The 16269-nt window shown below is 55.3% G+C and carries 12 protein-coding genes and 4 tRNA genes; all 16 read right to left on the reverse strand.

Annotated elements, in window-relative coordinates:
* Positions 1–203: 203 nt before the first annotated feature.
* Complete coding sequence (gene rpoC, locus CAF63_RS20055; RefSeq protein WP_085688074.1) at positions 204–4403, reverse strand: DNA-directed RNA polymerase subunit beta'; 4200 nt, start codon at positions 4401–4403, stop codon at positions 204–206.
* 63 nt (positions 4404–4466) lie between these two features.
* Positions 4467–8540, reverse strand: a complete 4074-nt coding sequence (gene rpoB, locus CAF63_RS20060; protein ID WP_085688076.1) for a DNA-directed RNA polymerase subunit beta — start codon at positions 8538–8540, stop codon at positions 4467–4469.
* Positions 8541–8760: 220 nt separating this feature from the next.
* The gene (rplL, locus tag CAF63_RS20065) at positions 8761–9126 is read right to left on the reverse strand and encodes a 50S ribosomal protein L7/L12 (protein WP_003255496.1); all 366 of its coding nucleotides are present in this window, start codon (positions 9124–9126) and stop codon (positions 8761–8763) included.
* A 79-nt stretch (positions 9127–9205) separates the two neighbouring features.
* Positions 9206–9706: a 50S ribosomal protein L10 gene (gene rplJ, locus CAF63_RS20070; RefSeq protein ID WP_007957597.1), complete on the reverse strand. Its 501-nt coding sequence runs from the start codon at positions 9704–9706 to the stop codon at positions 9206–9208.
* 198 nt (positions 9707–9904) lie between these two features.
* Positions 9905–10600, reverse strand: coding sequence for a 50S ribosomal protein L1 (gene rplA, locus CAF63_RS20075; RefSeq protein ID WP_011336175.1), 696 nt, complete (start codon positions 10598–10600; stop codon positions 9905–9907).
* Positions 10600–11031, reverse strand: coding sequence for a 50S ribosomal protein L11 (gene rplK / locus CAF63_RS20080; protein ID WP_003228756.1), 432 nt, complete (start codon positions 11029–11031; stop codon positions 10600–10602). The genes rplA and rplK overlap by 1 nt, the downstream gene beginning before the upstream one ends.
* Positions 11032–11148: 117 nt before the next feature.
* Positions 11149–11682 carry a transcription termination/antitermination protein NusG gene (gene nusG, locus CAF63_RS20085; RefSeq protein ID WP_007957598.1) on the reverse strand — a complete coding sequence of 178 codons (534 nt, stop codon included), beginning with the start codon at positions 11680–11682 and terminating at the stop codon, positions 11149–11151.
* 9 nt (positions 11683–11691) lie between these two features.
* Positions 11692–12060, reverse strand: coding sequence for a preprotein translocase subunit SecE (secE, locus tag CAF63_RS20090; RefSeq protein WP_007957600.1), 369 nt, complete (start codon positions 12058–12060; stop codon positions 11692–11694).
* A gap of 45 nt (positions 12061–12105) precedes the next feature.
* Positions 12106–12181: transfer RNA gene (locus CAF63_RS20095), tRNA-Trp, on the reverse strand.
* Between the two features lie 53 nt (positions 12182–12234).
* A complete protein-coding gene (gene tuf, locus CAF63_RS20100) occupies positions 12235–13428 on the reverse strand; it encodes an elongation factor Tu (protein ID WP_016497741.1) in 1194 nt (397 codons plus the stop codon).
* Positions 13429–13513: 85 nt separating this feature from the next.
* Positions 13514–13589 (reverse strand) — tRNA-Thr (locus CAF63_RS20105).
* Between the two features lie 26 nt (positions 13590–13615).
* Positions 13616–13689: transfer RNA gene (locus CAF63_RS20110), tRNA-Gly, on the reverse strand.
* Positions 13690–13714: 25 nt separating this feature from the next.
* Positions 13715–13799 (reverse strand) — tRNA-Tyr (locus tag CAF63_RS20115).
* A gap of 144 nt (positions 13800–13943) precedes the next feature.
* Positions 13944–14384, reverse strand: coding sequence for a hypothetical protein (locus CAF63_RS20120; protein ID WP_085688078.1), 441 nt, complete (start codon positions 14382–14384; stop codon positions 13944–13946).
* A gap of 7 nt (positions 14385–14391) precedes the next feature.
* A complete protein-coding gene (locus CAF63_RS20125; RefSeq protein ID WP_085688080.1) occupies positions 14392–15141 on the reverse strand; it encodes a pantothenate kinase in 750 nt (249 codons plus the stop codon).
* Positions 15131–16084 carry a bifunctional biotin--[acetyl-CoA-carboxylase] ligase/biotin operon repressor BirA gene (gene birA, locus CAF63_RS20130; protein WP_085688081.1) on the reverse strand — a complete coding sequence of 318 codons (954 nt, stop codon included), beginning with the start codon at positions 16082–16084 and terminating at the stop codon, positions 15131–15133. Before birA ends, CAF63_RS20125 begins: the two co-directional genes overlap by 11 nt.
* Positions 16085–16269: the final 185 nt, after the last annotated feature.

Here is a 16269-nt window from a genome sequence, read left to right on the forward strand (position 1 = left end):
CTGTTGTCTTGCGACGCTATTGTCTTGCAAGAAAAGCAAAATGGCAGGAACGAATTCCCGCCAAATTTAGGGGATCAAGAGTCTAAAGAGGATCTTGCCCCCAGTCAAGGCAAGGCCCCGACCTCCCCGCTCGTCGAACCTCGACAAATTGTCTCGATTCGATGAACGGTTTGATCAGGGCCTCAGCTCATTTTTCGCAGAACTCAGTTACCGCTCGAGTTCAGCGCTTCGGTCAGTGCAGCTTCCACTTCACTGGCGCTTACGCGCAACGGTTTGTCTGCATCACGACGACGCTTGCGCTCGCTGTGATAAGCCAGACCGGTACCAGCCGGGATCAGACGACCCACGACCACGTTTTCTTTCAGGCCGCGCAGATAATCGCGCTTGCCGGTTACGGCCGCTTCGGTCAGTACGCGGGTGGTTTCCTGGAAGGAAGCCGCCGAGATGAACGATTCGGTCGACAACGACGCCTTGGTGATACCCAGCAGAACGCGAGTGAACTTGGAGACAAACTTGTCTTCCGCGTTCAGACGCTCGTTCTCTACCAGAACGTGAGTCAGTTCCATCTGGTCGCCCTTGATGAAGCTGGAGTCGCCAGACTCGGAGATCTCAACTTTACGCAGCATCTGACGCAGGATGGTCTCGATGTGCTTGTCGTTGATCTTCACGCCTTGCAGACGGTAAACGTCCTGGATCTCGTTCACGATGTACTTGGCCAGCGCGCTCACACCCAGCAGACGCAGGATGTCGTGCGGATCGCTTGGACCGTCGGAGATAACTTCGCCGCGGTTTACCTGCTCACCTTCGAACACGTTCAGGTGACGCCACTTCGGAATCAGCTCTTCGTACGGATCGCTACCGTCGTTCGGGGTAATGACCAGACGGCGCTTGCCTTTGGTTTCCTTACCGAACGCGATGGTGCCGCTGACTTCAGCCAGAATCGACGCTTCTTTCGGACGACGGGCTTCGAACAGGTCGGCAACACGCGGCAGACCACCGGTGATGTCACGAGTCTTCGAAGTCTCTTGCGGGATACGAGCAATAACATCACCGATCGCAATCTTCGCACCGTCCGCAACACCGACCAGGGCGTTGGCTGGCAGGAAGTACTGAGCGATAACGTCAGTGCCTGGCAGCAACAGATCCTTGCCGTTGTCGTCGACCATCTTCACAGCAGGACGGATGTCCTTGCCGGCAGCTGGACGATCTTTCGGATCGAGCACTTCAATGTTGGTCATACCGGTCAATTCGTCAGTCTGACGCTTGATCGTGATGCCTTCTTCCATGCCCACGTAGGTCACGGTACCTTTCATTTCGGTAACGATCGGGTGAGTGTGCGGATCCCACTTGGCCACGATAGCGCCAGCGTCGACCTTGTCACCCTCTTTAACCGAAATCACGGCACCGTACGGCAGCTTGTAACGCTCACGCTCACGACCGAAGTCGTCAGCGATTGCCAGCTCACCGGAACGGGACACAGCAACCAGGTTGCCATCCACACGCTCAACATGTTTCAGGTTGTGCAGACGGACAGTACCGCCATTCTTCACCTGAACGCTGTCGGCTGCGGAAGTACGGCTTGCCGCACCACCGATGTGGAACGTACGCATTGTCAGCTGGGTACCCGGCTCACCAATGGACTGGGCAGCGATAACGCCGACCGACTCACCGATGTTCACCTGGTGACCACGAGCCAGATCACGGCCGTAGCACTTGGCGCAAATGCCGTAGCGGGTTTCGCAGCTGATCGGCGAACGCACGATCACTTCGTCGATGCTGTTCAGCTCGATGAACTCGACCCACTTCTCGTCTACCAGGGTGCCAGCAGGAACGATGACGTCCTCGGTACCCGGCTTGAATACGTCACGGGCGATGACACGACCCAATACGCGCTCACCCAACGGCTCTACAACGTCACCGCCTTCAATGTGCGGAGTCATCAGCAGACCGTGTTCGGTGCCACAATCGATCTCGGTCACGACCAGATCCTGCGCCACGTCTACCAGACGACGAGTCAGGTAACCGGAGTTCGCAGTTTTCAACGCGGTATCCGCCAGACCCTTACGAGCACCGTGAGTCGAGATGAAGTACTGGAGTACGCTCAAACCTTCACGGAAGTTCGCAGTAATCGGCGTTTCAATGATGGAACCGTCCGGCTTGGCCATCAGACCACGCATACCGGCCAGCTGACGAATCTGTGCCGCGGAACCCCGCGCACCCGAGTCGGCCATCATGTACATCGAGTTGAACGATTCTTGCTCGACTTCGTCGCCGTGACGGTCGATGACTTTCTCTTTCGAGAGGTTGGCCATCATCGCCTTGGAGACTTCGTCGTTCGCTTTCGACCAAAGGTCGATCACTTTGTTGTACTTCTCGCCCTGGGTTACCAGGCCGGAGGCGTACTGGCTCTCAATCTCTTTCACTTCGTCGGTGGCAGCACCGATGATGCGGGCTTTTTCATCCGGGATAACGAAGTCGTTAACACCGATGGAAACGCCGGAAATGGTCGAGTAGGCAAAACCGGTGTACATCAACTGGTCAGCGAAGATCACGGTCTCTTTGAGACCAACCACGCGGTAGCACTGGTTGATCAGCTTGGAGATCGCCTTTTTCTTCATCGGCAGGTTGACGACATCGAACGACAGACCTTTTGGCACAACCTGGAACAGCAGCGCACGGCCGACAGTGGTGTCGACGATACGGGTGTTGTTCACGCTGTTGCCGTCACGATCGTTCACGGTTTCGTTGATACGAACCTTGATCTTGGCGTGCAGTGCGGCTTCGCCGGCACGGAACACACGGTCAACTTCCTGCAGATCCGCGAACACACGACCTTCGCCCTTGGCGTTGATCGCTTCACGAGTCATGTAGTACAGACCCAATACAACGTCCTGCGACGGAACGATGATTGGCTCACCGTTGGCTGGCGACAGAATGTTGTTAGTCGACATCATCAACGCACGCGCTTCGAGCTGGGCTTCCAGCGTCAGCGGTACGTGTACGGCCATTTGGTCGCCGTCGAAGTCGGCGTTGTACGCGGCGCAGACCAGCGGGTGCAGCTGGATAGCCTTACCTTCGATCAGTACCGGTTCAAACGCCTGGATACCCAGACGGTGAAGGGTCGGTGCACGGTTAAGAAGAACCGGGTGTTCGCGAATCACTTCAGCGAGAACGTCCCAAACCTCTGGCAGCTCGCGCTCGACCATTTTCTTGGCCGCTTTGATGGTGGTCGCCAGACCACGCATTTCCAGCTTGCCGAAAATGAACGGTTTGAACAGCTCGAGAGCCATCTTCTTCGGCAGACCGCACTGGTGCAGACGCAGGGTCGGACCTACGGTAATTACCGAACGACCGGAGTAGTCAACACGCTTACCGAGCAAGTTCTGACGGAAGCGACCTTGCTTACCCTTGATCATGTCAGCCAGGGATTTCAGAGGACGCTTGTTCGAACCGGTGATAGCGCGACCACGACGACCGTTGTCGAGCAGTGCATCGACAGCTTCCTGCAACATACGCTTTTCGTTGCGCACGATGATGTCCGGAGCGGACAGATCCAGCAGGCGCTTCAAACGGTTGTTACGGTTGATCACTCGACGATACAGATCGTTGAGGTCGGAAGTCGCGAAACGACCGCCATCCAGCGGGACCAGTGGACGCAGATCTGGCGGCAGAACCGGCAGAACGGTCAGCACCATCCACTCTGGCAGGTTGCCGGAACCCTGGAAGGCTTCCATCAACTTCAGACGCTTGGACAGCTTCTTGATTTTGGTTTCAGAGTTGGTTTGCGGAATTTCTTCACGCAGACGGCCAATCTCGTGTTCCAGGTCGATAGCGTGCAGCAGTTCGCGGACAGCTTCGGCACCCATGCGGGCGTCGAAATCGTCACCGAACTCTTCCAGCGCTTCGAAGTACTGCTCATCGTTCAGCAGCTGACCTTTTTCAAGAGTGGTCATGCCCGGGTCGATAACGACATAGCTCTCGAAGTAGAGAACGCGCTCGATATCACGCAGGGTCATGTCCATCAGCAGGCCGATACGGGACGGCAGCGATTTCAGGAACCAGATGTGGGCAACCGGCGAAGCCAGTTCGATGTGCGCCATGCGCTCACGACGAACCTTGGCCAGCGCAACTTCAACGCCGCACTTCTCGCAGATCACACCACGGTGCTTCAAGCGCTTGTACTTACCGCACAGGCACTCGTAATCCTTTACCGGGCCAAAGATCTTGGCGCAGAACAGACCGTCACGCTCAGGTTTGAACGTACGGTAGTTGATGGTTTCCGGCTTTTTAACTTCACCGAACGACCACGAGCGGATCATCTCAGGCGAGGCCAATCCGATACGGATGGCGTCGAACTCTTCGACTTGACCCTGGTTTTTCAGCAAATTCAGTAGGTCTTTCAAGGCCTTTCCTCCTGGCGGAGCAGAGAGCGGGCAATCCTGCCCCGCTCTCGATCGCGTCACGTGTTATTCGGTTTCCAGATCGATATCGATGCCGAGGGAACGAATTTCCTTGATCAACACGTTGAAGGACTCGGGCATGCCCGGCTCCATACGGTGATCGCCATCCACGATGTTTTTGTACATCTTGGTACGGCCGTTCACATCGTCCGACTTCACTGTGAGCATTTCTTGCAGAGTGTAAGCAGCACCGTATGCTTCCAGTGCCCAGACCTCCATCTCCCCGAAACGCTGACCACCGAACTGCGCCTTACCACCCAGCGGTTGCTGGGTAACCAGGCTGTACGAACCGGTAGAACGCGCGTGCATCTTGTCGTCTACCAAGTGGTTCAGCTTCAGCATGTACATGTAGCCAACGGTAACTGGACGCTCGAACTTGTTGCCGGTACGGCCGTCGGTCAGCTGCATCTGGCCGCTTTCTGGCAGGTCTGCCAGTTTCAGCATGGCCTTGATTTCGCTTTCCTTGGCACCGTCGAACACTGGAGTGGCCATTGGAACGCCGCCACGCAGGTTCTTCGCCAGATCCAGGATTTCCTGATCGGAGAAGCTGTCCAGATCTTCGTTACGACCGCCGATCTGGTTGTAGATCTCGTCCAGGAAGGTACGCAGTTCAGCGACTTTGCGCTGCTCTTCGACCATCCGGTTGATCTTCTCGCCCAGACCTTTGGCCGCGAGGCCCAGGTGGGTTTCAAGGATCTGACCAACGTTCATACGCGAAGGTACGCCCAGTGGGTTGAGGACCACGTCGACCGGGGTGCCATTGGCATCGTGCGGCATGTCTTCAACCGGCATGATCACGGAGACCACACCTTTGTTACCGTGACGACCGGCCATCTTGTCGCCCGGCTGGATGCGACGACGGATTGCCAGGTAAACCTTGACGATTTTCAGCACGCCTGGAGCCAGGTCATCGCCCTGCTGCAGTTTGCGCTTCTTGTCTTCGAACTTGTCGTCCAGCAGACGGCGACGATCGACGATGTAGGCCTGAGCCTTCTCGAGCTGCTCGTTCAGAGCATCTTCAGCCATGCGCAGTTTGAACCACTGACCATGCTCAAGACCGTCGAGTACTTCGTCGGTGATGTCCTGACCTTTCTTCAGGCCCGCGCCGCCTTCGGCCTTGTGGCCTACCAGAGCGGAGCGCAGACGCTCGAAGGTCGCGCCTTCAACAATGCGGAACTCTTCGTTCAGATCCTTGCGGATCTCGTCCAGTTGGGACTTTTCGATCGACAGGGCACGGCTGTCGCGCTCAACGCCATCACGGGTGAAAACCTGAACGTCGATGACAGTACCTTTGGTGCCGGTCGGCACGCGCAGGGAAGTGTCTTTAACGTCGCTGGCCTTCTCACCGAAAATTGCGCGAAGCAGCTTTTCTTCCGGCGTCAGTTGAGTCTCGCCTTTCGGAGTGACTTTACCGACCAGAATGTCGCCCGGGCCGACTTCGGCACCTACATAAACGATACCGGCTTCGTCCAGCTTGTTCAGTGCAGCTTCACCCACGTTCGGGATGTCCGCAGTGATTTCCTCTGGGCCAAGCTTGGTGTCACGAGCCACACAGGTCAGTTCCTGGATATGGATCGTGGTGAAGCGGTCTTCCTGAACCACACGCTCGGACAGACAGATGGAGTCTTCGAAGTTGAAGCCGTTCCATGCCATGAACGCGATGCGCATGTTTTGACCCAGAGCCAGTTCACCCATGTCGGTGGACGGACCGTCGGCCATGATGTCGCCACGCTGAACACGATCACCCTTGCTCACCAGCGGACGCTGGTTGATGCAGGTGTTCTGGTTCGAGCGGGTGTACTTGGTCAGGTTGTAGATGTCGACGCCGGCTTCGCCGGTTTCAACTTCGTCATCGGCAACACGAACCACGATACGGCTGGCATCAACGGAATCGATCACGCCGCCACGACGAGCCACGACGCAAACGCCGGAGTCGCGAGCCACGTTACGTTCCATGCCGGTACCGACCAGCGGCTTGTCGGCACGCAGGGTTGGTACAGCCTGACGCTGCATGTTCGAACCCATCAGCGCACGGTTGGCGTCGTCGTGCTCGAGGAACGGAATCAGCGACGCTGCAACCGAAACTACCTGCTTCGGCGAAACGTCCATCAGGGTGACTTCTTCAGGCGCCTTGACGGTGAATTCGTTCAGGTGACGCACGGCTACCAGCTCGTCGATCAGGACTTTCTGATCGTTCATGGTCGCCGAAGCCTGCGCGATCACGTGATCGGCTTCTTCAATAGCGGACAGGAACACGATCTCGTCGGTGACCACACCCTCTTTCACCACGCGATACGGGCTCTCGAGGAAGCCGTACTGGTTGGTGCGAGCGTAAGCTGCCAGGGAGTTGATCAGACCGATGTTCGGACCTTCCGGCGTTTCAATCGGGCAGACACGACCGTAGTGAGTCGGGTGTACGTCACGAACTTCGAAGCCCGCGCGCTCACGAGTCAGACCGCCAGGGCCGAGTGCGGAGACACGACGCTTGTGGGTAATCTCGGACAGCGGGTTGTTCTGGTCCATGAACTGCGACAGCTGGCTGGAACCGAAGAACTCTTTCACCGCCGCAGCCACTGGCTTGGCGTTGATCAGGTCTTGCGGCATCAGGCCTTCGCTTTCAGCCATCGACAGACGCTCTTTGACCGCACGCTCAACACGTACCAGGCCAACGCGGAACTGGTTCTCGGCCATTTCGCCTACGCAGCGAACACGACGGTTACCCAGGTGGTCGATGTCATCGACAATGCCTTTACCGTTACGGATGTCGACCAGAGTCTTCAGTACCGCGACAATGTCTTCCTTGCACAGCACGCCCGAACCTTCGATCTCGGTACGACCGATACGACGGTTGAACTTCATCCGGCCGACTGCAGACAGGTCGTAACGCTCAGGACTGAAGAACAGGTTGTTGAACAGGGTTTCGGCAGCGTCTTTGGTTGGAGGCTCGCCTGGACGCATCATGCGATAGATCTCGACCAGCGCTTCCAATTGGTTGCTGGTGGAGTCGATCTTCAGCGTGTCGGAAACGAACGGACCGCAGTCGATATCGTTGGTGTACAGAGTTTCGATACGAACGACACCGGCCTTGGCGATTTTCGCCAGGACTTCAGTCGACAGCTCGGTATTGCACTCAGCCAGGATTTCGCCGGTTGCCGGATGCACGATGACCTTGGCGGTGGTGCGACCCAGGACGTAGTCCAGAGGCACGTCCAGCTCTTTGATCCCGGCTTTTTCCAGCTGGTTGATGTGACGGGCAGTAATACGACGGCCTTGCTCGACGATCACCTTGCCGTTGCCATCCTGGATATCAAGGACCGCAACTTCACCACGCAGGCGCTGAGGCACCAGTTCCAGGCTCAGGCTCTCGCCTTTAACGTGGAATACGTTGGTGGTGTAAAACGCGTCCAGCACTTCTTCGGTGGTATAGCCGAGGGCACGCAGCAGTACCGAAGCCGGCAGCTTGCGACGACGGTCGATACGTACGAATACGCAGTCTTTCGGGTCGAACTCGAAGTCCAGCCACGAACCGCGGTATGGAATGATGCGCGCGGAGTACAACAGTTTGCCGGAGCTGTGCGTCTTGCCACGGTCGTGGTCGAAGAACACGCCCGGGGAACGGTGCAGCTGGGAAACGATAACACGCTCGGTACCGTTGATTACGAAGGTACCGTTCTCAGTCATCAATGGGATTTCGCCCATGTAGACTTCTTGCTCTTTGATGTCCTTGATCGCTTTGTTCGACGATTCTTTGTCGAAAATGATCAGGCGCACTTTTACCCGCAAAGGTACGGCGAAAGTTACACCGCGCAATACGCATTCTTTGACATCAAATGCCGGTTCGCCCAGGCGATAACCGACGTACTCCAGCGCAGCATTGCCGGAGTAGCTGATGATCGGGAAAACGGATTTGAAGGCCGCATGCAGGCCCACGTCGCGGAACTGATCTTTAGTCGCTCCCGCTTGCAAGAATTCACGATACGAATCCAGCTGGATGGCCAGGAGGTAAGGCACATCCATGACGTCCGGCAACTTGCTAAAGTCCTTGCGGATACGTTTTTTCTCAGTATATGAGTAAGCCATCAGCGTTCCCCAGCTTGGTCACCTGCTTGTTTGGCCCCTCCCGACGGGAGCAGCCAGAAAATCGTGCAAACCCCATGGTTTGCGCCACCACATCGGGTGGTTACAGCTCGCTATCGGCACCGACCCAGTCGGCTGCCAATAACGGAAAAAGGCCGGTGGCAAGAGCCACCAGCCATCAGCCTGTCGCTTGACGCTCGGGCTGGAGGAGCAAAGTCGATGCTTACTTCAGCTCGACTTTAGCGCCTGCTTCTTCCAGCTTCTTCTTAGCGTCTTCAGCAGCTTCTTTCGAAACGCCTTCAGCTACAACCTGAGGAGCGCCGTCGACTTTCTCTTTGGCTTCTTTCAGGCCCAGACCAGTCAGCTCACGAACTGCCTTGATCACGTTTACTTTCTTGTCGCCGGCTTCAACCAGAACAACGTTGAACTCGGTTTGCTCTTCAACAACAGCGGCAGCAGCAGCTGGACCAGCAGCAGCAACAGCAGCGGTCACGCCGAAGGTTTCTTCCATTGCTTTGATCAGCTCAACAACTTCCAGAACGGTTTTCTGGCCGATTGCTTCGATGATTTGTTCGTTAGTCAGAGACATGACTCAATTCCTGATTTGGTGGACAGCCTGTACGGCCGTCGAAATAAACAAAAATACGCGAGAGTGGAAACGCTCAGCCTCAGGCTGCAGCCGCTTCTTTCTGATCGCGAATTGCCGCCAGAGTACGAGCCAGCTTGCTGGTAGCGCCTTGAATCACGCTCATCAGTTTCGCAATAGCTTCGTCGCGAGTTGGCAGGCTTGCCAGCACGTCGATCTCATTCGCTGCGAGGAACTTGCCCTCGAACGAAGCTGCCTTGATCTCGAACTTATCCTGACCCTTGGCAAATTCCTTGAACAGACGAGCAGCAGCGCCCGGGTGTTCGTTGGAGAATGCAATCAGGGTCGGGCCGGTGAACACGTCGTTGAGGACACTGTAAGGAGTGTCAGCAACAGCGCGCTTGAGCAGGGTGTTACGTACAACACGTACGTAAACGCCAGCTTCACGAGCCTCTTTACGGAGTCCGGTCATTGCGCCTACTGTTACGCCACGGGCATCAACCACGACAGCGGACAGAGCGACTTTGGCAGCCTCGTTGACTTCAGCGACGATGGCCTTCTTGTCTTCGAGATTAATTGCCACGGGTTTAACTCCTGCTTGTTACCGTTTCATTCGATCGGAACCGAATGTCGTTTTGGTGTCTGATTCGGTAAGGAACCGGGAGCACCATCTGCGTAGGCTTGAGGTTTAAGACTTGCGTCGCCTACGGTCTTGGATAGCCCCCGCCAGGCAGGGACCCCAATCTTTCAATTGGCGCAGTCAACTGCGCCAATTTTTGTCTTAAGCGTCCAGCGAGCTCTGGTCGATAACCAGACCTGGGCCCATAGTGGTGCTCAGGGTAACGCGCTTGACGTAGATACCTTTCGAAGAAGCTGGCTTGATACGCTTCAGATCAGCGATCAGAGCTTCAACGTTTTCCTTCAGCTTGACGGCATCGAAGCCGATCTTGCCAACGGAAGTGTGGATGATGCCGTTTTTGTCGGTGCGATAACGAACCTGACCAGCCTTGGCATTTTTAACCGCGGTAGCGACGTCTGGGGTAACAGTGCCGACTTTCGGGTTAGGCATCAGACCACGTGGACCAAGGATCTGACCCAGTTGACCTACAACGCGCATTGCATCCGGGGACGCGATCACTACGTCATAGTTCAGGTCGCCGCCTTTCATTTCTGCAGCCAGCTCGTCCATACCTACACGGTCAGCGCCTGCAGCCAGAGCGGCCTCAGCAGCTGGACCCTGGGTGAAAACAGCAACGCGAACAGTCTTGCCAGTGCCGTGCGGCAGCACAGTAGCGCTACGAACGACCTGGTCGGATTTACGCGGGTCTACACCCAGGTTTACAGCTACGTCGAACGACTCGACGAATTTGGCAGCTGGCAGCGAAGCCAGCAGAGTTGCGGCCTCTTCGAAGTTGTAGGACTTGCCCGCTTCGATTTTTTCAGCGATAGCCTTTTGGCGCTTGGTCAGCTTAGCCATTACACACCCTCCACGTTAAGGCCCATGCTACGAGCAGAACCGGCGATAGTGCGCACGGCTGCATCCATATCAGCTGCAGTCAGATCCGCGTTTTTGGTTTTCGCGATTTCTTCCAGCTGAGCACGGGTAACAGTGCCAACCTTAACGGTGTTCGGACGAGCGGAACCGCTGGTCAGACCGGCCGCCTTCTTCAGCAGAACCGAAGCAGGGGTGGATTTGGTTTCGAAAGTGAAGCTACGGTCGCTGTAGACAGTGATGATCACTGGAGTCGGCAGACCAGCTTCCAGACCCTGGGTACGGGCGTTGAAAGCTTTGCAGAATTCCATGATGTTCACGCCGTGCTGACCCAAAGCAGGACCAACAGGTGGGCTTGGGTTAGCCTGAGCGGCCTTCACTTGCAGCTTGATGTAAGCGGTAATCTTCTTGGCCATGAGGCACTCCAATTACGGGTTCGAACGCCTCGAAAGGCTCCCCGGTTACTTGCGCGTTTATCCCAGTGACGACAAAACCCCACAGCCTAGGGCTGCGGGGTTGGGATGCTTGTTCAGTTAGACCTTTTCGACCTGACTGAACTCCAACTCTACCGGAGTAGAGCGTCCGAAAATAAGCACTGCCACTTGGATCCGGCTCTTTTCGTAGTTAACTTCTTCGACAACACCGTTAAAGTCAGCGAACGGCCCGTCATTGACGCGAACGGTTTCGCCCGGCTCAAACAGCGTCTTCGGCTTCGGCTTGTCGCTACCATCGGCAACGCGACGCAGAATCGCCTCAGCTTCTTTATCGGTGATTGGTGCCGGCTTATCAGCAGTACCGCCAATAAAACCCATCACCCGAGGAGTATCCTTGACCAAGTGCCAAGTACCCTCGTTCATATCCATCTGGACCAGCACATAACCTGGGAAGAATTTGCGCTCGCTTTTGCGTTTCTGGCCATTACGCATTTCAACCACTTCTTCAGTGGGAACCAGAATTTCGCCGAAGCCATCTTCCATGCCAGCCAGCTTTACGCGCTCGATCAACGAACGCATGACATGCTTCTCGTAACCCGAGTAAGCATGCACAACGTACCAACGCTTAGCCACGGGACACCCTTAGCCAACAATCAAGGAAACAAGCCAGCCGAGCAGGGAATCAAGCCCCCACAACAGCAACGCCATAACCAGGACAACAGCCACAACTATCAGCGTGGTCTGCGTGGTTTCTTGGCGAGTTGGCCAAACGACTTTACGAATCTCGGTGCGAGCTTCCTTAACCAGTACAAAGAAAGACTTGCCCTTGGCAGTCTGCAGGCCTACAAAGGCAGCTACAGCAGCAATGACAAGCAATGCGAGTACACGGTACAGGATCGGCGAAGCAGCGTAATACTGATTGCCGACAACGCCAACAATTACCAAAGCGACCACTACCAGCCACTTGAGCAAATCGAAGCGAGAGCCTTGAGCTTCAGCTTTAGGAGTCATCTATGAAGATCCTGTGAAAAGAAAGCCAGACACACCGAGTGAATCTGGCAGGTCAGGAGGGAATCGAACCCCCAACCTACGGTTTTGGAGACCGTCGCTCTGCCAATTGAGCTACTGACCTAAAACAAAATCAGGCCGACCATTATGCCGGCCCGAAAAAGACATTACAACTGTTTACTCGATGATCTTGGCAACGACACCAGCACCAACGGTACGGCCGCCTTCACGGATTGCGAAACGCAGACCGTCTTCCATCGCGATGGTTTTGATCAGGGTAACAGTCATTTGAATGTTGTCACCTGGCATTACCATTTCAACGCCTTCTGGCAGCTCGCAGTTACCAGTCACGTCAGTAGTACGGAAGTAGAACTGTGGACGGTAGCCTTTGAAGAACGGAGTGTGACGACCGCCTTCTTCCTTGCTCAGAACGTAAACTTCTGCGGTGAACTTGGTGTGCGGCTTAACCGAACCCGGCTTAACCAGAACCTGACCACGCTCAACGTCGTCACGCTTGGTACCACGCAGCAGAACGCCGCAGTTCTCGCCCGCACGACCTTCGTCCAGCAGCTTGCGGAACATCTCAACACCGGTGCAGGTGGTGGTGGTGGTGTCACGCAGACCAACGATCTCCAGCGGATCCTGAACGCGAACGATACCGCGCTCGATACGACCGGTCACAACAGTACCGCGACCCGAAATCGAGAACACGTCTTCGATTGGCATCAGGAACGGCTTGTCGATAGCACGCTCTGGCTCTGGGATGTAGCTGTCCAGAGTTTCCACCAGCCTCTTGACAGCGGTGGTGCCCATTTCGTTGTCGTCTTTGCCTTCCAGCGCCATACGAGCCGAACCGATGATGATCGGAGTGTCGTCGCCTGGGAAGTCGTAGGTGGACAGCAGGTCGCGAACTTCCATCTCAACCAGTTCCAGCAGCTCAGCGTCGTCTACCAGGTCAGCCTTGTTCAGGAAAACCACGATGTACGGAACGCCTACCTGACGGGACAGCAGGATGTGCTCACGAGTTTGTGGCATCGGACCATCGGCAGCCGAGCAAACCAGGATCGCGCCGTCCATCTGGGCAGCACCGGTGATCATGTTCTTCACGTAGTCAGCGTGACCTGGGCAGTCAACGTGAGCGTAGTGACGAATGTTCGAGTTGTACTCAACGTGCGCGGTGTTGATGGTGATACCGCGAGCTTTTTCTTCTGGAGCGCTGTCGATCTTATCGAATTCAACTACGGCCGAACCGAAAACTTCGGAGCAGACGCGAGTCAGAGCAGCGGTCAGCGTGGTTTTACCGTGGTCTACGTGACCGATGGTGCCAACGTTGACGTGCGGCAGGGAACGATCAAATTTTTCCTTAGCCATCGATATCACCCCTAACAGAAGAAATTGAGCAAACAACACAAGCCATTAAAACAAAGGCAGATATTTTCATATCTGCCTTGTCATATGGAGCTCTTGAGCGGACTTGAACCGCTGACCTCACCCTTACCAAGGGTGTGCTCTACCAACTGAGCTACAAGAGCGTAACGCTTTGCACAACCTGCAAACTTGGAGCGGGTAGCGGGAATCGAACCCGCATCATCAGCTTGGAAGGCTGAGGTTCTACCACTAAACTATACCCGCGGAGCCTGCAGCTCACGCTAAAATCTGGTGGAGGGAGAAGGATTCGAACCTTCGAAGTCGTAGACGTCAGATTTACAGTCTGATCCCTTTGGCCGCTCGGGAACCCCTCCTAATCAGGCCGGCATTCTATACTATGCCAAACCCCTGTCAAGCATTTTCTCATTTAAAAAACATGAGGTTAGCTGCATTGACATCACCCCGCCGCAGTGACCTTTTCAGGTCTTCGCTGTGGAGCGGGCGCTATTCTATGCAAACTACTCAGTAGGTGCAACCCCCTCGCACAGCATTATTTTATGTTTTAACTCATTGAATTCCTTAGAAAGGTTTTGCAGCTGAGCATCACTCAACAAACGCTGGGTTTCGGGCGCAATCTGGAACCAATACAAGCCGCCGGAAGACTCTTTTGACGAGGGTAGAACTTTTGCTCCAAGCTCCGCCAAACGCTGCTCCAACATCTGGGCGGACTCAGGGCGCGCCAAACCACCTACATATAAGCACTGCCCATCAAGCTTTCCCCCACTCCCTTTTTCGCGGGAAGCATCACCCCCAGCCTCGCTCAGCAAACGAATATCCTGCTGCGAGCCACGATAGAGATTGAGCGGCGTGACATCCTTTGCGCGTAGCGGGGCTTCCTGCTGATGCCAGACGTAATAAAACACATTGAGTACCAGAAGCAGAAGGAACAACCAACGCATACAAACCTCAGGACAAAGGACACGCCATAGCCAAACCCACGAATACCAAATCGGAAACAACCCGAGCCTCAGGTGCGACATCCGAGACCAGCCCGGCATCACCACCTGTAATGAAGACACTGTAGTTATCACCCCAGTAGGCACGCGCCATCTCCAGCTGCGTCAACACGAATCCTCTGAGCATCAACAAACAGCCACGCTCGACAGCCTCAGCTGTATTGCGTCCCGGCGTGTGACTCGTCAATGCCCGCTCCGCCGCGAGATCTCCGTATCGAATTTTTCGAGTATGGGTACGCAACTGATTACGCATCAGTGGCATGCCAGGACAAATGAAGCCTCCGAGATGCTCACCGTCCGCCGAGATGAAATCAGCAGTCACCGCAGTGCCAAAATCAAGAACCAGACAAGCCCCTTTAGCCAAGTGAAAACCACCAAGCATTGCCAACCAGCGATCAAGGCCAAGGCGATCATAATCGTCATAACCATTCTTTACGCCGGACATCTCGCGAGCGGGCGCCGCACAGACAACGGAAATGCCGAACTCATGCTTGAGCAGGCCAATCAGCAAATTGGTCTCATCTTCAGTTCTTACGCTGACAAGACGACATTTATCGAGAGACATTTTCTCGAGCGATCGGAGACCGTCAATCAATGCCCCATCAGAGTCAACCACACCTTCCGCGATCAAGGCGCCCGCCTCAGCGCGCAGCACACGCCATTTGATAAAGCTGTTTCCACAATCGAGCTCAAGAATCATCACGCAACCTCAAGCTGAGCTCACCACCACTAAAGACTTTTTCCACGCCATCTACTTTCAGCCGAAGCGCGCCTTGATTGTCGATTCCCAGCACCACACCATCCACCTGGTTGACACCGGCGGTGAGAGAAACCGGCTGCCCTTGCCACAAATGACTCGCCTCCCACTCCGCCTGAAGCGCAGAGAAGCCGCTTGATTGGTGACGTTGCAAATAGAGTTGCAGCTGCTTGCTCAGCTCAACCGCCAGAATATTGCGATCACAAGATTTACCCGACTCTAGACGCATTGAAGTCCATAACTGATCAACTTCATCTGTCGCCTGCATGTTCACATTAATGCCTATTCCCAACACTACATGACACACGTCTGCTGGATCACCAACCAGCTCCAACAGGATCCCGGCGATTTTTTTTCGCCCGACCAATACATCATTAGGCCATTTCAGCCCTGCACCTGGCACCCCGAGCGCATGCAAGGCCTGCATAACCGCGAGACCGACAACAAGACTCAGACCCTCAAGCTGACGCATCCCACCATCAATGCGCAGCACGAGGCTGTAATAGAGGTTTTCAGCAAACGGACTCACCCATTTGCGACCTCTGCGCCCCCGCCCTGAGCTTTGGCGCTCCGCCAGTACAAGAAAGGGAGCTGTGCGCCCTCGGTCCACCGCGCGCAACGATTCAGCATTAGTAGAGTCGACGGAATCAAAGATACTGACAGACCAGCCAGGAAGACTTTCCTCTATCCTGAGCGAGTCAAGCAACGCCAATGGTGAGGCTAATTGATAGCCCCGTCCCCGAACTTTATGTATGGACAACCCAAGCTCAGCCTCCAGGTGTTGAAGCTGCTTCCACACCGCACTTCGACTAACTCCCAGGGCAGCACCCAAAGCCTGACCGGAATGGAATCGACCATCCTTCAGGAGATTCAACAACGTCAGCATGCAGGTCTCGCCTCTGAATGAGGCCCGAATAATAGCCATGCACCGGGCCGTTGCATAGAATTCAAAAAATCCACTTTCCTGCGGGCAAAACAAAACCCCAACTGCTTTCGCAATTGGGGTTTCGGAATTTAATCTTGACGATGACCTACTCTCACATGGGGAAACCCCACACTACCATCGGCGAT

The sequence above is a fragment of the Pseudomonas sp. B20(2017) genome, assembly GCF_002113125.1.
Lineage (GTDB): Bacteria > Pseudomonadota > Gammaproteobacteria > Pseudomonadales > Pseudomonadaceae > Aquipseudomonas.